Origin of the sequence: Baekduia alba, assembly GCF_028416635.1 — a bacterium.
Lineage (GTDB): Bacteria > Actinomycetota > Thermoleophilia > Solirubrobacterales > Solirubrobacteraceae > Baekduia > Baekduia alba.
In genome coordinates this window covers 3,586,237-3,605,811 of sequence record NZ_CP114013.1, presented here as the reverse complement: position 1 = coordinate 3,605,811, position 19,575 = coordinate 3,586,237, and the positions used below count along the sequence as shown (strand labels likewise).

Genomic DNA, 19,575 nt, shown 5'->3' with positions numbered 1-19,575 from the left:
CCATGTCGTTCCAGCTTGCCTGTCCCAACTGCGGCCCGCGCGAGGTCACCGACTTCGGCTTCGGGGGCGAGGTCCACCCACGGCCCGCGTCCAAGCCCGCTCCGCGCGAGCTCAACGCGTACCTCTACTTCCGCCGCAACCCGGCCGGGCCGCAGGTCGAGTGGTGGCATCACCGCGCCGGCTGCCGCGCGTGGTTCCTGGCCGAGCGCGACACGCGCACCAACGACGTGGCCTGGACCGCGCTCCCCGCCGACGCCCCGATCGACGCGGCGAGCCTCGCATGAGCCGGTTGGCGCAGCAGCCCGGCGAGCGGATCGACCGCTCTCGGCCCGTGACCTTCACCTTCGACGGCCGACCGGTGAAGGCCTACGCCGGCGACACCATCGTCAGCGCCCTGTACGCGGAGGGGCGACGGACGTTCTCGCGCTCGTTCAAGTACCACCGTCCGCGCGGCGAGCTGTGCGGTTGCGGCCAGTGCGCGAACTCGCTGGTCGACGCGGACGGCCGCCCGGGCGTCCGCGCCTGCGCGGAGCCGGTCGCCGACGGGATGCGGGTCCGCCACCAGAACGCCTGGCCCTCGCTGGGCTTCGACGTCATGCGGATCACCGACAAGGTCGGCGGCCCGTTCACGCCCGTCGGCTTCTACTACAAGACGTTCATCCGGCCCCGGCGGCTCTGGCCGTTGTACGAGAAGGTCCTGCGCAAGGCGGCCGGCCTCGGGCGCCTGCCCGCGCATCAGGACGAGCGCGAGTGGCAGACCGAGTACCGGCGCCGGCACTGTGACGTGCTGGTCGTGGGCGGCGGCGTCGCGGGGTTGAGCGCCGCCGTCCACGCCGCCGAGTCCGGCCTTGACGTCGTCCTGTGCGACGAGGACATCACCCCGGGAGGGCTGCTGCTGGCCGAGGGTCGCGGCGATCGCGCGACCGAGCTGACCGAGCGGGCGCGGAGCGCTGGGGTAGAGGTGCTGACTCGCGCGCCCGCGCTCGGCTTCTTCGACGGCTTGGTGGCGGTCTGGCAGGGCGACACGCTGCACCAGATCCGGGCCGCGCAGCACGTCATCGCCACCGGCGAGATCCAGCAGCCCCTGGTGTTCGACGACAACGACCTTCCGGGCGTCATGCTGTCGGGCGGCGCGCGCCGCCTCGCGGCGCTCTACGCCGTCAAGCCCGGCGAGCGCGCCGTCGTCGCCAGCGTGGACGACCGTGGGCTCGACGACGCCCTCGCCCTGCACGCGCTCGGCGTGGACGTCCGCGCGGTGGCCGACCTGCGCGCCGCGCCGCAGGCCGGCGACCGGCTCGCGGCGCTGCGGGCGGCCGGGATCGCGGTCGTGTCGTCGGCGACCGTCGTGCGCGGTCACGGTCGCGATCGCGTCCGGGCCGCGACGATCGCCAGGGTCGACGCGCGGGGTCACGCGCTGAGCGGCACGCACGAGAAGGTCCCGTGTGACCTGCTGGCGGTCTCCGGCGGTGCTCAGCCGGCGCTGTCGCTGCTGCTCCAGGCGGGCGGTCGTGCCGAGTACGACGACGTGCGCGCCGGCTTCCGCGTCGCCGAGGTGCCGCCGGGCCTCTGGGCCGCTGGTGCCCTGGCCGGCCACGCCGACGAGGCGATCGCCGAGCTCTCCGGACAGACCGCAGGGCTCGCCGCCGCGGCCGCTTGCGGCGCCGCGACGGCCGCGGTGGCCGACCACGCGCGCGCCCGGCTGGACGCGGCCGGCCGGCCCGTCGTCGTCGCGGTCCCGCCCGCGTGCGCCACCGACGGGCGGCGCGGCGGCAAGTGCTTCGTCGACCTCGACGAGGACGTCACGTTCAAGGACGTGGCCCAGGCCGTGGCCGAGGGCTACGACTCGCTGGAGCTGTCCAAGCGCTACACGACCGTCACCATGGGGCCGTCGCAGGGCCGTTTCTCGCAGGTGCCGGCCGCGCGCGCGGTCGCGGACGTCACGGGCCTCGACCTGGGCACGGTCGGCCTCACCACGGCGCGGCCTCCGTGGCTGACAGTTCCGCTGGGGGCGCTTGCCGGTCGGCCGTTCGAGCCCGCCAAGCGCTCCGCGCTGCACGGCCGCCACCACGCGTTGGGGGCCGACGTGCGATGGGCCGGCGACTGGCGGCGCGCCTACCACTACGGCGATCCGGCGGCGGAGACGCTCGCCGTCCAGCGCGCCGCCGGGCTCATCGACGTCTCGACCCTGGGCAAGCTGCTGGTCCAGGGGCCCGACGCGGGCGAGCTGCTCGACCGCCTCTACACCAACCGCATGTCCAACCTCGCGCCGGGGCGCATCCGCTACGGAGTCATGGTCTCCGAGGCCGGGCGCATCACCGACGACGGCACGGTTGGCCGCCTCGACGACGACGCGTTCTACGTCACGACGACCAGCGCGGGCGTCGCCGCGGTCGAGCAGCAGATGGCGTGGTGGCTGACGGCGTGGGACCTCGACGTGCGCGTCACCGACGTCACGCAGGGGGTCGCGGCGATGAACCTCGCCGGCCCCGAGGCCCGGACGATCCTCACGCAGCTGACGGACGCGGACTGCTCGAAGGACGGCCTCCGCTACCTCGACGCCAGGCGGGCGACCGTCGCCGGTGTCCCAGCGCTGATCCTGCGTATCGGCTTCGTCGGCGAGCTGGGCTACGAGATCCACTGCCCGGCGCCGCAGGCCGCGCACCTGTGGGACGCGCTCCTGGACGCCGAGGGCGTCACCGTCACGCCCTTCGGCCTCGAGCCCCAGCGCGTCCTGCGCCTGCAGAAGCTGCACGTCATCGTCGGCCAGGACACCGACTCGGAGTCCACGCCGTTCAACACGGCGATGGGCTGGGCCGTCAAGTTCGACAAGGAGCAGGACTTCATCGGGCGCTGGGCGCTCGAGCAGAAGGCCGACCGGCCGGTCGACGTCGAGCTGGTGGGCTTCACGGTCCCCAGCGGCGAGGTGATGGCCGAGGGCGCCGTCGTCCTGCGTGACGGAGCGCCCTCCGGCCAGGTGACCAGCGCGCGCTGGTCGCCGCACCTCGGGGCGTCGATCGGCATGGCGACGGTGCCCGCCGAGCTCGCGGCGGACGGCGCGCGGATCTCGATCTCCTACGAGGGCCGGACCTACGCGGGCGTGGTCACCGCGAAGCCCTTCTACGACCCCGACGGCGAGGTGCTGCGCGCATGACCTACGAGTTCCTGAGAGCCGCCGTGGCCGACGGCGCGCCGCCCGCCGAGAGCCCGATCGCGGCCGTTGCGCAGCGCAGCGGCGCGCGCCTGGAGGTACGCGACGGCTGGCGCGTCCCGGTGGCCTTCGCGGAGGCGGTCGAGGAGCGGCGTGCCGCCGCGGAGACGGTCGCGTTCGCCGACGCGTCGGCGCTGGCCAAGGTCGAGCTGCGGGCGCCGGCCGCGATGCTCGCCACGCTCGCCGGCGGGCTCACGCTCGGAACCGCCACCGCCCACGACGGCGCGTGGTGGTGCCCGATCACGCCGACCCGGGCGCTCGTGCTCGGTCCGGAGCCGGACCCGACGGCGATCGAGGGAGCGCACGCGGTCGACGTCACGAGCCAGTACTGCGGGCTGCGCATCGAAGGGCCGCTCACGCAGCAGCTCATGGCGCGATTCTGCGCGCTCGACCTGCGGCCGGTGGCCGCGCCGCCGACGGCCCTGCGGCCCGGCTCGGTCGCCCGGACCCCCGGGCTCGTCCTGGTCGAGGGTCCGAACCGCCTGCTGGTGCTCGTCGGGGCCGCGCTCGCCGAGCACCTCTGGACGGTCGTGTCCGACGCGGCGAACGGCCTCGGCGGACGCCCGGTCGGCGTCGACACGCTGGGCGGCGGACCGCTCGTGTTGGAGGAGGCGATCACCGGTGCGTGACCTCTTCCGCAAGCGCCGGATGTGGCGGAGCCGCCCGGAGCTCAAGTCGCGCTACGACGTGGTGATCATCGGCGGTGGCTCCCACGGCCTGGCCACCGCGTACTACCTGCGCCAGCACGGCATCACCGACGTCGCGATCCTCGAGAAGGGCTACATCGGGTCGGGAGCGGCCGGCCGCAACACCACCATCATCCGCTCCAACTACAAGACGCCCGAGGGCGCCCGGTTCTACGACGCCAGCGTCAAGCTGTACGAGAAGCTCGGGCAGGACTTGAACTTCAACCTGCTCTTCAGCCAGTGCGGCCACCTGACGCTCGCGCACACCGACCGCGCGCTCTTCGTCATGGCCAACCGCGCCGAGGTCAACCGCCTCTACGGCATCGACTCGCAGCTCGTCGGGCCCGACGAGGTCAAGGCGCTCGCGCCCGCGATGTACGTCGGGCCCGACACGACGCACCCGATCCTGGGCGCCCTCTACCACCCGCCGGGCGGGATCATCCGCCACGACGCGGTGGTCTGGGGCTTCGCACGCGGCGCCGACGAGGGTGGGGCGGAGATCCACCAGCACACCGAGGTGACGGGGCTGGAGCGGACGGGCGACCGGATCACCGCGGTGCAGACCGACCGCGGGCGGGTGGGCGCCGGGGTCGTCCTGAACTGCACCGCCGGCTGGTCGACGCTGCTCTGCGACATGGCCGGCGTCCAGCTCCCGATCACGACCCACATCCTCCAGGCGTGCGTGACCGAGCCGGTCAAGCCGTTCCTCGACGTCGTGGTCGTCTCGTCGCAGATGCACGTCTACCTCTCGCAGTCCGACCGGGGCGAGTTCGTCATGGGCTCGGAGATCGAGCCGTGGACGACCTACCGGACGCGCAACACGTTGAACTTCCTCCAGGACCTGACCCGCCACACGCTCGAGCTCTTCCCGCAGCTCGAACACGCGCGGCTGCTGCGCGCCTGGGCAGGGCTGTGCGACCTGTCGCCGGACTACAGCCCCATCCTCGGCCGGACCGAGGTGGAGAACTTCCACGTCAGCGCGGGGTGGGGGACCTACGGCTTCAAGGCCGCTCCGATCGTCGGCCAGACGATGGCCGAGCTGGTCGCCACCAACCGCGTCCCCGACCTGATCGCTCCGTTCGAGCTGGAGCGCTTCTACACCGACGAGCTCGTGTCCGAGCTCGCCGCCGCCGCCGTGAGCCACTGACCCCACCCTGAGGCCATGACCAGCGCAACCGCCACGTTCAGCACACCCGCCGCGCCGCCCGAGCCGGCCTCGCCGGGCCGACGTCCACGCCTGCTCGTGTCCTGCCCCGACCGCCCCGGGATCGTGGCCGCCGTCGCCAGCTTCCTGCGCGAGGCCGGCGCGAACATCACGCACTCGGCCCAGTACTCGACGGACCCCCACGACGGCGTCTTCTTCCTGCGGGTGCAGTTCGAGCTGGACGCGAGCGCTGAGGACTTCGCCGCGTTCAAGCGGGCGTTCGACACCGAAGTGGCCGATCGGTTCGGCATGACCTGGACGCTCGCCGACGCCGCCCACCCCAAGCGCATGGCCGTGCTCGTCTCGCGCTACGACCACTGCCTGCTCGACGTGCTCTGGCGCTGGCGCCGCGGTGAGCTGCACGCGAACATCGCCGTCGTCATCTCCAACCACGAGGACTTGCGCGAGGACGTCGAGGCGTTCGGCCTGCCGTTCGTCCACGTGCCCGTCGAGAAGGGCCGCAAGGCCGAGGCCGAGGCCCGGCAGCTCGAGGTCCTCCAGGAATACGGGCCCGTCGAGGTGGTCGTCCTCGCCCGGTACATGCAGGTCCTCAGCGGTGAGTTCCTCGAGCGGGTCGGCACACCGGTGATCAACATCCATCACTCGTTCCTGCCGGCGTTCGCCGGCGCGGGGCCGTACCAGCGCGCGAAGGACCGCGGCGTCAAGCTGGTCGGCGCCACGGCGCACTACGTCACCGAGGACCTGGACGCCGGGCCGATCATCGAGCAGGACGTCGTGCGCGTCAGCCACGAGAACGACGCGCCGACGCTCGAGCGGCTCGGAGCGGACATCGAGCGCGTCGTCTTCGCCCGGGCGGTCCAGTGGCATTGCGAAGACCGTGTCCTCGTGCACGGCAACACGACGGTCGTCTTCTGATGGGCCTGAGCAACCTCCGCGGCGTGCCGGACTGGCAGCGCCGCGCGGGCCCGGCGACGATCATCGACGGCAAGGCGATCGCCGCGCGCTTGCGCCAGGAGGTGGGGCGCGAGGTCGCGACGTTCACCGCCGCCGGTGGGCGGCCCCCGGGGCTGGCCACCGTGCTCGTGGGCGACGACCCGGCCAGCGCGGTGTACGTCGCCGCCAAGCACCGCGCGTGCGAGGAGGTCGGCATCAGGTCCTTCGCGCATCGTCTGGGCGCCGACGCGCCGAGCGGCGAGGTCGAGGCGCTGATCGACCGGCTCAACGCCGATCCGGCCGTCAGCGGCATCCTCTGCCAACTCCCCGTGCCGCCGCATCTGGACGGGGTTGCGTTGACCGGTCGGATCGCGGCCGGCAAGGACGTCGACGGCCTGACCGTGGCCAGTGCCGGCGCCCTCGCGCTCGGCCGGGCCGGCCTGCGCCCGTGCACGCCGGCCGGCGTGATGCGGCTGCTCGAGGAGGTCGGTGTGGAGCTCTGCGGCACGAACGCCCTCGTGGTCGGCCGCTCGAACCTCTTCGGCAAGCCGATGGGGCAGCTCCTGCTCGCCGCCGACGCCACTGTCACGATCGCGCACCGGCGGTCCAAGGACCTGCCGCTGCTGTGTCGCCGGGCCGACGTCCTGATCGTGGCGGTCGGTCGGCCGGGGCTGGTGCAGGGCAGCTGGGTCAAGCCGGGTGCGACGGTGCTCGACGTCGGCATCAACCGGACCTCGGACGGACTCTGCGGCGACGTCGACTTCGCGGCCGCCGCGGCCATCGCCGGTGCGATCACGCCCGTACCGGGTGGGGTCGGGCCGTTGACCATCGCGATGCTCATGCGCAACACGCTCGAGGCCGCACGGGAGCGCCAAGGCTCCGAACGGCCAGCGGTGCTCACTGCCGAGTGACGCGAAGTTGGCGCGAACCTGGTCGGCGTCCTCGGTCATGCCTTCGTCAGCGCGTCGGGCTTGTGCACCGCGGTGCCACCGGACGTCCGGGACGTCACCAGGCACTGCGCGACGCGCGCACCGTCCGGCCGCCCGCCTCGGTGTCTGGTGATCTTGCGCTCGACCGGCCTCTATTGCCGGGCCATCGCCACGCGCATGAGCTCGTCCGGCGCGAGGGTGTGGTCGTCGTCGACCGACGCCTCGCCGACGTCGATCTCGACCCAGTCGATCTCGCCGGAGAAGACGTTGGGGGCGGGGTAGTCGTCGGCGACCAGGGCGCCGTCCTCACGGCCGATGTCGCAGGTGTCGTCGGCGGAGAAGATCATCGCGGCGGTCGCGCCGACAGTGCCGTTGCCGATCTCGTCCCCATCGAGGAAGAGCTTCACGGAGCCGCCCTTGCCGAGGCCGGGGCCGTCGTAGTCGAACTCCATCCGGACCTGGTGGGCGCCGGGCGAGATCGCGCTCTCGCTCCCGACGTAGAAGCGCTGAAGGCCGAGCAGGTTGTAGCAGTAGCGCAGCCGGCCGTCCTTGGCGTACAGGCTCCAGCCGCCGATGCTGCCGCCCTGGGCGATGATCACGCCCTGCGCACCGTCCTCTGGCACGAGGATCTCGGCCGTCACCGCGTGGGACTTGTTCTTGATGCTGACGATCGAGCTCTCCGTCAGTCGGCCCATGCCGCCGAAGAGCCGCTGCCGGTTGCCCCTGGCGAGCTTCGGGCGGCCCGCCACCTCCGGCATCAGCCGCTCCGCCACCCGGTCGTCGAGCGGCAGGACGTTGTTGCGGGTCGCCTCGATGATGAACAGCCGCTGCAGCTCGTGGAGCCGTCCGGGATGCTGGGCCGCGACGTCCTCGAACTGCGTCCAGTCCACGCTCGTGTCGTACAGCTCCCAGACGTCGTCGTCGAACGCGGGCGCCTTCTCCCCGACGAGGACCCACGGGGTCTTGTGCCGCGTCACCGCGGTCCAGCCCTTGTGGTAGATCCCGCGGTTGCCGAACATCTCGAAGTACTGGGTCTCGTGACGCTCCGGCGCGGCGGCGTCGCTGAAGGAATAGGCCATCGAGACGCCCTGCATCGGGGTCTGCTGGACGCCGTGCACGAACTTCGGCTCCGGGATGCCCGCGACGTCGAGCACGGTCGGTGCCACGTCGATCACGTGGGCGAACTGGGTCCGGAGCTCGTCGCTCGCGTCGAAGCCGTCGGGCCAGTGGACGATCGTGCCGTTGCGCGTGCCGCCGAAGTGCGAGGCGACCTGCTTGGTCCACTGGTACGGCGTGTCCATCGCATGCGCCCAGCCGACCGCGTAGTGGTTGTAGGAGTCGGGGCCGCCGAAGTCGTCGAGGCGCTCGAGCAGGAACTCGGGGGTCTCCAGCGCGGCCGCGCCGTTGAAGTTGATCATCTCGTTGAACGTGCCGTTCAGCGTGCCCTCGGCCGACGCCCCGTTGTCGCCGACGATGTAGTAGATGAGCGTGTCCTCGAGGATCTCGAGGTCTTCGAGCGCGTCGACGAGCCGGCCGACGTGGTGGTCGGAGAACTCCAGGAAGCCGGCGTAGATCTCCATCTGGCGACGCAGCACCGGCTTGAGGTCCTCGGGCATGTCGCTCCACGCCGGGATCTGGTCGTGGCGTGGCGTCAACTCGGCGTCCTGCGGGATCACGCCGAGCTCCTTCTGGCGTGCGAAGGTCTGCTCGCGCAGCGCGTCCCACCCGTCGTCGAACTGACCGGCGTACTTGTCTGCCCACTCCTTCGGGACGTGATGGGGTGCGTGCGTGGCGCCCGGCGCGAAGTACGCGAAGAAGGGCTTGTCGGCCATGAGCGACTTCTGCTGGCGGATCCACTTGATCGCCTTGTCGGTCATGTCGCCCATCAGGTGGTAGCCCTCTTCGGGCGTGCGGTCGGGCTCGACCGGCGTCGTGCCCTCGTACAAGGCGGGGTAGTACTGATGGGCCTCGCCGCCGATGAACCCGTAGAAGTACTCGAAGCCGCTTCCGGTGGGCCAGTTGTCGAACGGCCCCATCGGGCTGGTCTGCCAGACCGGCACCTCATGGCACTTCCCGAACTGGCCGGTCGAGTAGCCGTTGAGCCGCAGGATCTCGGCGAGCGGCGCGCACGTGTTCGGCCGCATCGAGTTGTAGCCCGGCGCCGAGGTCGCGATCTCCGTTATGCCGCCCATGCCGACCGTGTGGTGGTTGCGACCGCTCAGCAATGCCGCACGCGTAGGCGAGCACAGGGCGGTCGTGTGGAAGCGGTTGAACTTCAGCCCGCCGGTCGCGAGCCGCTCGGCGTTGGGCGTGGCGCACGGCCCGCCGAAGGCGCTCGAGGCCCCGAAGCCGACGTCGTCGAGCAGGACCACGAGGACGTTCGGCGCGCCGGCCGGCGGCCGCACCTCCTCGATCGGAGCGAACGACGTGTCCGGGTCCTTGGCGTCGAAGGTCACGAGCCCGGAACGAGCGATGTCGGGCACGGGCAGGACCTCGCGCTGCGTCGAACGTCCGTTGGTGCTGGCCATGGGGCGGTCCTCTCGAGTCGCGACGGGCGGTGGACACCAGCATCGGCACGGACCGCGGCGGGAGCATCATCCATTGCGGATGACGTGACCGTCGCGGCCGAGGGTCCAGGCTGGATGGCATGAGCAGTCGACGACGGTCTCAGCGCGGTCGCTAGGGGACGATGGCGTCGAACATCATCAAGGCGGCCTGGCTGGGTCGTGCCGCCTGGCGGGTCGGCCTGGTGGGCACAGAAGCGTCGCGGGAGTCGGAGGCGCCCAGCAACGGCGCGTCCCGGTGTGAGTCCGATGCGGTCACATCACGCCACCGCCGTGTGCGAATCCTCGGCGTCGCTGCCTGCTTCATCCCGTTCGGGTGACGGTCCGGCTGAGTGGGCGCTCTACGCTCGCGCCATGGGCTTCCTGCGAGATCGCGGCGCGCCCGACGGCGAGCGGTTCCTGATGCGTGAGCGGCTGCTCGCCATCGGCGACGACTTCTGGATCGAGAACGCCGCGGGAGAGCGGGCTTTCAAGGTCGACGGCAAGGCGCTGCGCGTCCGGCAGACCTTCGTGTTGGAGAACGCCTCGGGCGACGAGGTGGCACGGATACAGGAGCGCAAGCTGAGCATCCGCGACAAGATCGCGATCGAGCGCGACGGCCATTCGACGGTGACGGTCCACAAGGCGCTGGTCGGGATCCGCGATCGCTTCGCCATCGACGTGGGGGACGGCGCCGACATGAAGGCGAGCGGGAACGTCGTCGATCACGAGTACGAGATCGAGCGCGACGGCGACACGGTGGCCACGGTCTCCAAGAAGTGGTTCCGCGTCCGCGACGCCTACGGCGTCGACGTGGCTGCCGGCGAGGACACGCCGCTGATCCTCGCGATCACCGTCGCGATCGACTCGCTGACGACGCGCGACTGAGCGCGCGTCGTCACACGGGCGCAACACGGCGAGGCGTGCGTTGCCCCGACATCTCCCTGCTCCTGGACCGGGCGTCCCCTGCCCCACGTAGACACGCCGACGAGGGCACGACGCTCGAGGTGGACGCCGCGTGATGAAGCGGCGGCCTGGAGAGGCGCAGCGCGCCGCGTCAGCGCATGCGCTTGAGCGTGGCGAGCAGCTCGGGGGAGGTGGTACCCACGCGCGGTACCCACGTGCATCGGACGGTCAGCCCTCGCTTCCAACAGCGGAGCCCAGAACAGACGAACGGCCCGCAAATGCGGATCTTACGTATGGAGCCAGGGGGGGCTCGAACCCCGACCTCCTGCATGCCATGCAGCTGATGTCCGTGGTCCCGTCGGACGTGCAGCGCGGCTCGCACGTCACCGTCGTCGCGGCGTGTGCTGTCCTGGCCGCGTGGTCGGCGACGGCGATGGTCGCGTCGCTGCTGGCGCGCTCGATCGGCACCCGCGTCGAGCCCTCGCTGCGGCTCGTGGCCGCGCTCGCCCTCAGCGGCGTCGGCGTGCTCGGCTGGGACGGCGGCTGCGCCCGGTGGGAGCGGTTGCCGGGCCTCGTGGTCGCCGGGGTGGGCACGGGCATCGGCAACGCGGCCCTCGGGGCGCTGGCTGTGACCGCGGTCCCGCCCGACGGCTCGGCGCTGGGCAGCGGCGCGACCAACGCGGCGCGCTACCTCGGCGCCGGCGGAGGGGTCGCGTTGAGCCTCGCGTTGCTGGCCACCGGACCGACCGCGGGGGCGGGCTGGCGGCATGCCGTGGTGGCCTCGGCGACGCTCTGCGGCCTCGGGGCTGCCGCCGTGGGCTTGTGCACGGCCCGCGGCGCGGACGCGCCGGGCAGAGCTCGCGGTGACCGAATCGGAGGTCCGTTTCGGGCCTGACCTGCTCGTAGGGCAGGGCGATCCATCTCGTTCGGGCGTGGTCGAGGCGGGGCCGCGCGGCGGACCATGCCGACGTCGCGCCCCGCTGACGGAGGAGACGGTCGTGGTGATTCAACTCAGTTGCATCGGACGGGCCAAGCCTGAGGACCTGCAAAGCATCCTGCCGGCGATCGCCGAGGCGGCGGCCGCGGTGGATCTCGACCACTCGCGGCTGGCCGCGGTGCTCGATTGGGTGCAGTACAAGCGGAACTTCCGCGCCGCCGTGATGGTGCGGCCGTTCGGCCTCGACACGGTCGACCCGCGTCAGCAGGCGCCGCTGGCCGAGATCGCCATCGACGTGCGCCGGGCGAAGGACATGGAGTACGGCGAGCTGGTGTCCCAGATCGTCGACCGCCTCTCCAAGGCGCTGGGGATCATCCCCGACGTCCACGAGTGCATCCACCTCGAGGACTGGGTGCGGCCGAGCAAGAGCGTCATGTGGTCGTTCAACCGCAGCTACTGGCGCCATCTCGCCGCGTGGGACGAGACGTTCCAGAAGGACTACGCCTCGGCGCTGCCGGGTGGAGCCTCGGACGGGACGAACCCGGATTTCTGGGACGAGCAGATCAGCGACTTCCTGCGCACGCTGGACCGCCTCGACGAGTGGTCCGAGCTGCCCGACGAGATCCACGTGGTCGAGTTCGGCGTCGGCGATGGCCAGCAGGCCAAGGTCTGGCTCGACCGCTTCGCGGCGGCCTGTGCCGAGCTCGGCCGCGACTACCTCGGCCGCGTGCGCTACCTGATGGCCGACTACTCGCCGCACGTGCTGGAGATCGCCCGGGCCCGCGTGGCCGAGTACGGCGACCAGGTCGAGGGCCTCGAGCTCGACTTCCGCAACCCGATCCACGGGCTGTCGCACCTGCGCGGCAAGGTGCTCTTCGCGCACACGTGCAACCTGTACGACAACCTCCCGACCGACGAGCTCATGCGCGTTGGCGACCGCGCCTACGAGCCGCTCGTGCGCGCGAGCATCACCCCGAGCGAGGCGACCGAGATCGCCGCCCGCTACGGGATGGGCGAGGACGAGCTCGTGCCCAAGGTCCAGGAGGTGCTGCGCCACGGGCCGGCGGCCTGGGGCGACCTCGAGCGCGGCGTGCGCTTCTGGTCGGACGTGTGGGACGCGGTCCACCTCGAGGAGGTCTACGAGGAGATCGCGGCGCCCGCGGCGATCCGCGTAGCCCCGAGCGGCGACCTCCACCTCGACGAGCTGCTCGACGAGCTGCCGGAGTGGACGCGCGTGCACGCGTCGACGGTGGCCGTCGAGAGCTTCGCCCAGACGCTCGCGCTGCTGCACCACGAGGGCGTGCTCGTCGCCCAGGACCTGTTCGTGCGCGAGACCGGCCAGTACGCGGCCTACCGCGGGCCGGGCAAGTTGGAGGGGTCGATCGTCAACTGGCTCAACGGGCCCGTGTTCCAGCTCGTCGGCGAGCGCGCCGGCTTCGGCGTAGAGGTCGCGCCGTTCGCCTATCGCGAGGGCTCGAACACCGTCGTCCTCACCGCCCGCCACCGCGATGCCTATCGCGGCCTCGGCACGACCGCCGCGGTGCCCGCCGCCGTCGCCGCCTAGGGACCGCCGCCGTGTCCACTCGCTACGAGTTGCTGCCCTTCGGGGCGGCCGAGGCCGAGGCGCAGGCCGCGCCGCGTTCGCTGACGGTGACGGTGACCTGCTCGCCGCGCCACGGGCTCGACCACAGCGTCGCGACCGCGGAGCGCTTGGCCGCGCTCGGGCACACGATCGTCCTGCACGTCGCGGCGCGCACGGTCCGCGACGCCGCCCACCTCGACGCGACCCTCGCGCGCCTGGCCCGCGCCGGCATCGACGAGGTCTTCGTCATCGCCGGCGACGGCCCCGAGCCGCTCGGGGAGTACGGGTCCGCGCTCGACCTGCTGCCCGAGCTCGACGCGCACCCGCGACGGCCGCGCCGGATCGGCATCGGCGCCTACCCCGAGGGCCACCCGCTCATCGACGACGCGGCGCTCGACGCCGCTCTGCGTCGCAAGGCGCAGGTCGCGGACTACATGACGACCCAGATCTGCTTCGACACCAAGGCCCTGCTGCGGTGGATCGAGGCGACCCGCGCGGCCGGCATCACGTTGCCGCTGCACGTGGGCCTGCCCGGCGCGGTCGATCGGCGGCACCTGCTCGAGGTCTCGATGCGCGTGGGCGTCGGCGCGTCGATCAGCTTCGTCCGCAAGCAGCGCGGGCTGCGCCACCTGCTCGGCCGCCCCGACCACGCGGCCGACCGCCTGTACACCGCCTTCGCGCCGCTCGTCGGCGACCCCGCGCTGGGGATCGAGAGCTTGCACTTCTACACGTTCAACCGGCTGCTGGCGACGCTGGCCTGGGAGGACGAGCGCGGTGCCGTGATGCCCGCGCGCCACCGGGAGGCCAACGATGCCTGAACCACGCACGGGCGGCTCCGTCCATCTGATGGCCCACCTGGCCGCCTGCCGCTGCGCGGTCGGGGTGGCGCCGCTGCCGGGCCTCGGCGTCATCGAGCTGCGCGGCTCGGCGAGCGAGCTGCACGAGATCGCCAGGCACCTCGTCGGCCGGTCGCCCGCGGTCGGCACGTGCGTGCGGATCCGCCACGGCTGGTGGCGGTCGGTGGCGCCGGACCGTGCGCTCGTGCTCGCCGGCATCGGCGAGCGCGAGGCGCTGGCGGCCGACCTGGCCGAGCTCGTCGCCCGGCGGCTCGATCTCGCCTGCGCCGACGTGTCGGAGGCCTACGCCGGCCTCGTCCTCGCGGGCCCGCTGGCCGGCCGGCTGGCGACGTCGCCCGCCGCGCGGCTGGCCGCGCCGACGATCGCGGTCCCCGACGGCGACGACTTCTGGCTGCTCGTCCTGCCCCGCGACCGCGTCGACGACGCCTGCCACGTGCTGCTCGTGGCCGGGCGCGTGGACGGAGCGGTCGCGGTCGAGTCCCGCGTCACCGAGCTGTACTACGCCGCGCGATCCCGGCCCGCCGCGATGGCCGGCCACCCCCCGACAAACCCCACCTCGATTGGAGCCCTACCGTCATGAGCTACGCCGACAACGAGTACTTGTTCACGTCCGAGTCCGTGACCGAAGGTCACCCGGACAAGGTTGCCGACCAGATCTCCGACGGGGTGTTGGACGCCTGCCTGGCGGAGGATCCCGGCTCGCGCGTGGCGTGCGAGACGCTGGTCAACACCGGCTTGGTGGTGGTCTCGGGGGAGATCACGACCAACACGTACGTCGACATCCAGGAGGTCGTGCGCGAGACGATCCGCAAGATCGGCTACGTCGACGCCGACCTGGGCTTCTCCGCGGATTCGTGCGCGGTGCTCAACGCCATCGACAAGCAGTCGGCCGACATCGCCCAGGGCGTCGACCAGGCCGACGAGACGCGCACGGCCGGTTCGCAGGACGCGCTGGACATCGCCGGGGCCGGTGACCAGGGCATGATGTTCGGCTACGCCTCCAACGAGACGGCCAACCTCATGCCCGCGCCGATCAGCTTCGCCCATCAGCTGGCCGAGCGGCTGGCGGCGGTGCGCAAGGACGGCACGCTGGAGTACCTGCGCCCTGACGGCAAGACCCAGGTGTCGGTCCGCTACCGGGACGGCAAGCCGGTGGGCATCGAGAAGCTGCTGATCTCCACGCAGCACGCCGATTCGGCGTCGCGCGAGCTGATCGAGGCCGACCTGTGGGAGCACGTGGTCGTTCCGGTCCTGCCGGCCGACCTGTATGACGCCAAGCAGCTGCGGGCCGAGTTCCTGGTCAACCCGACGGGCCGGTTCGTGATCGGCGGCCCGGTCGGCGACTGCGGCCTCACGGGCCGCAAGATCATCGTCGACACCTACGGCGGCTTCGCGCGCCACGGCGGCGGCGCGTTCAGCGGCAAGGACCCGTCCAAGGTCGATCGCTCCGCGGCGTACGCGGCGCGCTGGGTGGCCAAGAACATCGTGGCGGCCGGGCTGGCCGACCGCGCCGAGGTCCAGGTGGCCTACGCGATCGGCGTGGCGCATCCGGTCAGCGTGATGGTCGAGACGTTCGGCACCGAGAAGGTCGGCCGCGGCGTCATCGCCCAGCTCGTCGACGAGCACTTCGACCTGCGCCCCGGCGCGTTTCGCGAGGAGCTGCAGCTGCACCGCCCGATCTACCAGCCGACGGCCGCCTACGGCCACTTCGGCCGCGAGGGCGAGGCGTTCACCTGGGAGCGCACCGACAAGGCCGCGGCGCTGGCCGAGGCGGCCGGGCTGGCCGAGCCCGCGGTGGTGGCATGAGCATCACGGTTGTGGGCTCGCTGGCGTACGACGCGGTCAAGACGCCGTTCGGGCAGCGCGAGCGGATGCTCGGCGGCGCGGCCACGCACTTCGCGTTGGCCGCGTCGTTCTTCGACACGGTGCGGCCGGTCGGGCCGGTCGGCGGCGACTTCGCCGACGCCGACCTGGAGGTCCTGCGCACGCGCGGGACGGTGACCGATGACGTCGAGGTCATCGCGGACGGCAAGACGTTCTTCTGGGCCGGCGAGTACGGCTGGGACCTCAACTCGCGTGAGACGCTGGACACGCAGCTCAACGTGTTCGAGACCTTCGTCCCGAAGCTGTCGCCGGCCGCGCAGGCCTGCGACGTGCTGTTCTTGGCCAACATCCAGCCCGAGCTGCAGGCCCAGATCCTGGACGCCGTCGACGGTCCGGCGTTCACCGCGCTGGACTCCATGAACCTGTGGATCGACATCGCCCGGGACGCGCTGGTCGGGGTCATCGAGCGCGTCGACTGCCTGATCCTCAACGACGCCGAGCTGCGCCAGCTGACCGGCAAGCCCAACCTCGTGGCCGCCGCGCGCGAGATCCTCGGGTGGGGACCGACCGCCGTGGTGGCCAAGCAGGGCGAGTACGGCGCGGCGCTGATCACCGCGGCCAGCTTCTTCGCGCTGCCGGCCTTCCCGCTGGAGACCGTCGTCGACCCGACCGGGGCCGGCGACACGTTCGCCGGCGGCTTCGTCGGGTCCGTCGCCCAGCATCTCGCAGGCGGCGTGACCGACGAGGTGCTGTGCCGCGCGATGGCCTACGGCACCGCCCTGGCCTCGTTCAACGTCGAGGAGTTCGGCACCGAGCGCGTGACGCGCCTGACGGCCGACGAGATCCACGAGCGCGTGAGCGCCCTGCACGGCTTCGGCCGCTTCACCCTCCAGACCCCTGTCCTGACCGGAGACCGATCATGAGCACGACTGAGCAGACCGCCCTGGATTTCAAGGTCGCCGACCTGGCGCTGGCCGAGTTCGGCCGCAAGGAGATCCGCCTCGCCGAGCATGAGATGCCCGGCCTGATGAAGACGCGCGAGGAGTTCGCCGCCGCGCAGCCGCTGAAGGGCGCGCGCATCATGGGCTCCCTGCACATGACGATCCAGACCGCGGTCCTGATCGAGACGCTGACCGCGCTCGGCGCCGAGGTCCGCTGGGTGTCGTGCAACATCTTCTCGACCCAGGACCATGCGGCCGCCGCGGTGGCCGTCGGGCCGAACGGCACCGTCGAGGATCCGCAGGGTGTCCCGGTCTTCGCCTGGAAGGGCGAGACGCTGGAGGAGTACTGGTGGTGCACCGAGCGGGCGCTCACCGGCTTCTCCGGTGACCCGGAGCTGGGCCCGAACCTGATCCTCGACGACGGCGGCGACGCCACGATGTTGGTGCACAAGGGCACCGAATACGAGGCCGCGGGGGCGGTGCCGGATCCCGCGGGCGCGGAGTCCGAGGAGTTCCAGGTGTTCTTGACGCTGCTGCAGCAGTCGGTGGCCAAGGACCCGCAGAAGTGGACGCGGATCGGGCAGTCCATCATCGGGGTCTCCGAGGAGACGACGACGGGCGTGCATCGCCTGTACGAGCTGGCCCAGCGCGGCGAGTTGCTGTTCCCGGCGATCAACGTCAACGACTCGGTGACCAAGTCGAAGTTCGACAACCTCTACGGTTGCCGGCACTCGCTGGTCGACGGCATCAACCGCGCGACGGACGTGATGCTGGCGGGCAAGACCGCGGTGGTCTGCGGCTTCGGCGACGTCGGCAAGGGCAGCGCGGAGTCGCTGCGCGTCCAGGGCGCTCGGGTCATCGTCACCGAGATCGATCCGATCTGCGCACTGCAGGCGTCGATGCAGGGCTACCAGGTCGCCCGCCTCGAGGACGTCATCGCGACCGCCGACGTGTTCGTCACGACGACCGGCAACAAGGACATCATCATGGCCGCCGACATGGCCAAGATGAAGCACCAGGCGATCGTGGGCAACATCGGCCACTTCGACAACGAGATCGACGTCGCCGGCCTGGAGAACTACGACGGCATCAAGCGCATCAACATCAAGCCGCAGGTCGACGAGTGGGTCTTCCCCGACGGTCACTCGATCATCCTGCTCTCCGAGGGCCGCTTGCTGAACCTCGGCAACGCGACCGGCCACCCGTCGTTCGTGATGTCCAACTCGTTCACGAACCAGACGATCGCCCAGATCGAGCTGTTCACCAAGAACGACGACTACGACAAGCAGGTCTACGTCCTGCCCAAGCACCTCGACGAGAAGGTCGCGCGCCTGCACCTCGGTGCCGTCGGCGTCAGGCTCACCGAGCTGCGTCCCGACCAGGCCGCCTACATCGGCGTCCCGGTCGAGGGCCCCTACAAGCCCGACCACTACCGGTATTAGCCCGCGACGATGTGCTTCGCGTGCGAAGCGATGGCCGCGGTCGAGCACCGACGGCGGCCGGCGCGGACCGAGTGGTTCTGGGCCGAGCTCGAGCTGTGCCTGCCGCGGCAGGACGTGCGCGACGAGGCCTTCGTCACCCGCTGGCGTGGCGGCGCGCTGACCCGTGAGGAGCTGCGGGCGTTCGCGGTCGAGCACGAGCTGGTCGTGCGCGCCGTTGCGGCCGCCGCGTATCACGCGGCGGGGACGGCCGACGCCCTGTTGGGCGAGCAGCTGGCGATCGCCGCCCTGCGCGCGAAGGCCGACGTCGCGCGGTGGCTGGCGTTCGGTCGTGCGGTGGGCGCACCGACCGGCGAGCCGTCGATCGTGCGCGACGCGACGGCGGCGTGTGCGCGCGCCGTGATCGGGTCGGCGGTGCGCCCGCTCGCCGCGACGCTCGTCGCGCTCTGGGTCGTCGAGCGCGCCACGGCCGCCTTCGTCCCGCCGCAGGCCGCGCGGCTCTTCGCCCGCTACGGGATCGATCCCGGCGGCGCGGTCTGGTTCGACCGCCATGTCGCCGGCGGCGCGCTCGCCACCCTCGAAGCGGCGATCGAGGGCCAGTTGGACCGCGCGGATCCCTTCGCCCTGCTCGCCGGGGCGCGCGCCACGGCGCAGGCCCATGCCGAGTTCTGCGACGCGCTCACCGGCGCGTCGTCCCCCTCGCCTGCGGTCGAGGAGGCCGCCATCCGATGACCGACACAGCGACGATCTCCGAGCCCGTGCTCACGATGCCCGCCACCGCGGTCACGATGCGCCTGCTGGTCTCGTGCCCCGACCGTCCCGGGATCGTGGCGGCGGTCTCGCGGTTCCTGTTCGACTCCGGCGCCAACATCGTGCGCTCGGACCAGTACTCGACGGACCCGGTGGACGGGACGTTCTTCCTGCGCATGGAGTTCCAGCTGGCGCCCGAGCGCCGCGAGGGCTTCGCCGAGCGCTTCGGCCTCGGGGTCGCCGACCGCTTCGACATGACCTGGCGCCTGTGGGAGGCCTCCCAGCGCAAGCGGATCGCGGTGCTGGTCTCGCGCTACGACCACTGCCTCGTCGACTTGTTGTACCGCTGGCAACGCGGGGAGCTCGACGCCGAGCTCGTGCTCGTCGCCTCCAACCACGAGGACTTCCGCGGGCTCGTCGAGGCCACCGGCCTCCCGTTTCACCACGTCCCGGTCACCAAGGGCGACAAGCCCGAGGCCGAGGCACAGCTGCTCGAGCTGCTCGACGGCCGCTGCGACCTCGTCGTCCTGGCCCGCTACATGCAGATCCTCTCGGGCGACTTCCTCGACCGCGTCGGCGTGCCGGTCATCAACATCCATCACTCGTTCCTGCCGGCGTTCGCCGGGGCGGGCCCGTACGAGCGGGCCAAGGAGCGCGGCGTCAAGCTCGTGGGCGCCACCGCGCACTACGTCACCGAGGAGCTCGACGCCGGGCCGATCATCGAGCAGGACGTCGTGCGCGTCAGCCACGCCGATGACGTGGCGTCGCTCGTGCGCCAGGGCGCCGAGGTGGAGCGCGGCGTGCTCGGCCGAGCGGTGCAATGGCATTGCCAGGACCGCGTGTTGCGCCACGGCAACACGACCGTGGTGTTCTGA

17 protein-coding genes are annotated in these 19,575 nt (G+C 71.8%); 16 read left to right on the top strand and 1 reads right to left on the bottom strand.

The genetic code is table 11. From position 1 onward, the window contains the following. Nucleotides 1-2: 2 nt before the first annotated feature. Genes DSM104299_RS18185 through folD form a run of 6 tightly spaced genes read left to right on the top strand, consistent with a single transcriptional unit; the run spans nucleotide 3 to nucleotide 6,903 of the window. Nucleotides 3-284, top strand: a complete 282-nt coding sequence (locus tag DSM104299_RS18185) for a sarcosine oxidase subunit delta (RefSeq protein WP_272473058.1) — start codon at nucleotides 3-5, stop codon at nucleotides 282-284. After that, nucleotides 281-3,151 (top strand): FAD-dependent oxidoreductase, encoded by a 2,871-nt coding sequence (locus DSM104299_RS18180; protein ID WP_272473057.1) that lies wholly within the window; start codon nucleotides 281-283, stop codon nucleotides 3,149-3,151. The genes DSM104299_RS18185 and DSM104299_RS18180 overlap by 4 nt, the downstream gene beginning before the upstream one ends. Next, entirely contained in the window at nucleotides 3,148-3,837 is a 690-nt protein-coding gene (locus DSM104299_RS18175; protein WP_272473056.1) for an aminomethyltransferase family protein, read from the top strand. Before DSM104299_RS18180 ends, DSM104299_RS18175 begins: the two co-directional genes overlap by 4 nt. Nucleotides 3,838-3,856: 19 nt before the next feature. Continuing rightward, a complete protein-coding gene (locus DSM104299_RS18170; protein WP_432419783.1) occupies nucleotides 3,857-5,041 on the top strand; it encodes an FAD-dependent oxidoreductase in 1,185 nt (394 codons plus the stop codon). A gap of 15 nt (nucleotides 5,042-5,056) precedes the next feature. Further along, nucleotides 5,057-5,974 (top strand): formyltetrahydrofolate deformylase, encoded by a 918-nt coding sequence (gene purU / locus DSM104299_RS18165; protein ID WP_272473054.1) that lies wholly within the window; start codon nucleotides 5,057-5,059, stop codon nucleotides 5,972-5,974. Further along, nucleotides 5,974-6,903 (top strand): bifunctional methylenetetrahydrofolate dehydrogenase/methenyltetrahydrofolate cyclohydrolase FolD, encoded by a 930-nt coding sequence (gene folD, locus DSM104299_RS18160; protein WP_272473053.1) that lies wholly within the window; start codon nucleotides 5,974-5,976, stop codon nucleotides 6,901-6,903. Before purU (DSM104299_RS18165) ends, folD begins: the two co-directional genes overlap by 1 nt. Before the next feature lie 170 nt (nucleotides 6,904-7,073). Here folD and DSM104299_RS18155 read toward each other — a convergent pair whose 3' ends face one another. Beyond that, complete coding sequence (locus DSM104299_RS18155; protein WP_272473052.1) at nucleotides 7,074-9,449, bottom strand: arylsulfatase; 2,376 nt, start codon at nucleotides 9,447-9,449, stop codon at nucleotides 7,074-7,076. Between the two features lie 390 nt (nucleotides 9,450-9,839). Here DSM104299_RS18155 and DSM104299_RS18150 point away from each other — a divergent pair, with 390 nt between their 5' ends. From DSM104299_RS18150 to purU (DSM104299_RS18105), 10 genes are all read left to right on the top strand, one after another. Then, nucleotides 9,840-10,352 carry an LURP-one-related/scramblase family protein gene (locus DSM104299_RS18150; RefSeq protein WP_272473051.1) on the top strand — a complete coding sequence of 171 codons (513 nt, stop codon included), beginning with the start codon at nucleotides 9,840-9,842 and terminating at the stop codon, nucleotides 10,350-10,352. Between the two features lie 361 nt (nucleotides 10,353-10,713). Continuing rightward, nucleotides 10,714-11,265 (top strand): MFS transporter, encoded by a 552-nt coding sequence (locus DSM104299_RS18145; protein ID WP_272473050.1) that lies wholly within the window; start codon nucleotides 10,714-10,716, stop codon nucleotides 11,263-11,265. Nucleotides 11,266-11,371: 106 nt separating this feature from the next. After that, entirely contained in the window at nucleotides 11,372-12,871 is a 1,500-nt protein-coding gene (locus DSM104299_RS18140) for a class I SAM-dependent methyltransferase (protein WP_272473049.1), read from the top strand. Nucleotides 12,872-12,882: 11 nt separating this feature from the next. Beyond that, complete coding sequence (locus tag DSM104299_RS18135; protein WP_272473048.1) at nucleotides 12,883-13,707, top strand: methylenetetrahydrofolate reductase; 825 nt, start codon at nucleotides 12,883-12,885, stop codon at nucleotides 13,705-13,707. Beyond that, nucleotides 13,700-14,326, top strand: a complete 627-nt coding sequence (locus DSM104299_RS18130; protein ID WP_272473047.1) for a hypothetical protein — start codon at nucleotides 13,700-13,702, stop codon at nucleotides 14,324-14,326. The genes DSM104299_RS18135 and DSM104299_RS18130 overlap by 8 nt, the downstream gene beginning before the upstream one ends. Next, on the top strand, nucleotides 14,323-15,552 hold the full coding sequence (gene metK / locus DSM104299_RS18125; RefSeq protein ID WP_272473046.1) for a methionine adenosyltransferase: 1,230 nt from the start codon (nucleotides 14,323-14,325) through the stop codon (nucleotides 15,550-15,552). The genes DSM104299_RS18130 and metK overlap by 4 nt, the downstream gene beginning before the upstream one ends. Then, nucleotides 15,549-16,493 (top strand): PfkB family carbohydrate kinase, encoded by a 945-nt coding sequence (locus DSM104299_RS18120; protein WP_272473045.1) that lies wholly within the window; start codon nucleotides 15,549-15,551, stop codon nucleotides 16,491-16,493. Before metK ends, DSM104299_RS18120 begins: the two co-directional genes overlap by 4 nt. After that, on the top strand, nucleotides 16,490-17,953 hold the full coding sequence (ahcY, locus tag DSM104299_RS18115) for an adenosylhomocysteinase (RefSeq protein ID WP_272473044.1): 1,464 nt from the start codon (nucleotides 16,490-16,492) through the stop codon (nucleotides 17,951-17,953). Before DSM104299_RS18120 ends, ahcY begins: the two co-directional genes overlap by 4 nt. A 30-nt stretch (nucleotides 17,954-17,983) precedes the next feature. Continuing rightward, the gene (locus DSM104299_RS18110) at nucleotides 17,984-18,682 is read left to right on the top strand and encodes a hypothetical protein (protein ID WP_272473043.1); all 699 of its coding nucleotides are present in this window, start codon (nucleotides 17,984-17,986) and stop codon (nucleotides 18,680-18,682) included. Between the two features lie 35 nt (nucleotides 18,683-18,717). Beyond that, the gene (gene purU / locus DSM104299_RS18105) at nucleotides 18,718-19,575 is read left to right on the top strand and encodes a formyltetrahydrofolate deformylase (RefSeq protein ID WP_349294583.1); all 858 of its coding nucleotides are present in this window, start codon (nucleotides 18,718-18,720) and stop codon (nucleotides 19,573-19,575) included.

Coding starts and splice junctions, on each gene's coding strand:
- DSM104299_RS18185 (WP_272473058.1), top strand. CDS start 3: ATGTCGTTCCAGCTTGCCTGTCCCAACTGCGGCCCGCGCGAGGTCACC.
- DSM104299_RS18180 (WP_272473057.1), top strand. CDS start 281: ATGAGCCGGTTGGCGCAGCAGCCCGGCGAGCGGATCGACCGCTCTCGG.
- DSM104299_RS18175 (WP_272473056.1), top strand. CDS start 3,148: ATGACCTACGAGTTCCTGAGAGCCGCCGTGGCCGACGGCGCGCCGCCC.
- DSM104299_RS18170 (WP_432419783.1), top strand. CDS start 3,857: ATGTGGCGGAGCCGCCCGGAGCTCAAGTCGCGCTACGACGTGGTGATC.
- purU (WP_272473054.1), top strand. CDS start 5,057: ATGACCAGCGCAACCGCCACGTTCAGCACACCCGCCGCGCCGCCCGAG.
- folD (WP_272473053.1), top strand. CDS start 5,974: ATGGGCCTGAGCAACCTCCGCGGCGTGCCGGACTGGCAGCGCCGCGCG.
- DSM104299_RS18155 (WP_272473052.1), bottom strand. CDS start 9,449: ATGGCCAGCACCAACGGACGTTCGACGCAGCGCGAGGTCCTGCCCGTG.
- DSM104299_RS18150 (WP_272473051.1), top strand. CDS start 9,840: ATGGGCTTCCTGCGAGATCGCGGCGCGCCCGACGGCGAGCGGTTCCTG.
- DSM104299_RS18145 (WP_272473050.1), top strand. CDS start 10,714: ATGTCCGTGGTCCCGTCGGACGTGCAGCGCGGCTCGCACGTCACCGTC.
- DSM104299_RS18130 (WP_272473047.1), top strand. CDS start 13,700: ATGCCTGAACCACGCACGGGCGGCTCCGTCCATCTGATGGCCCACCTG.
- metK (WP_272473046.1), top strand. CDS start 14,323: ATGAGCTACGCCGACAACGAGTACTTGTTCACGTCCGAGTCCGTGACC.
- DSM104299_RS18120 (WP_272473045.1), top strand. CDS start 15,549: ATGAGCATCACGGTTGTGGGCTCGCTGGCGTACGACGCGGTCAAGACG.
- ahcY (WP_272473044.1), top strand. CDS start 16,490: ATGAGCACGACTGAGCAGACCGCCCTGGATTTCAAGGTCGCCGACCTG.
- DSM104299_RS18110 (WP_272473043.1), top strand. CDS start 17,984: ATGGCCGCGGTCGAGCACCGACGGCGGCCGGCGCGGACCGAGTGGTTC.
- purU (WP_349294583.1), top strand. CDS start 18,718: ATGCCCGCCACCGCGGTCACGATGCGCCTGCTGGTCTCGTGCCCCGAC.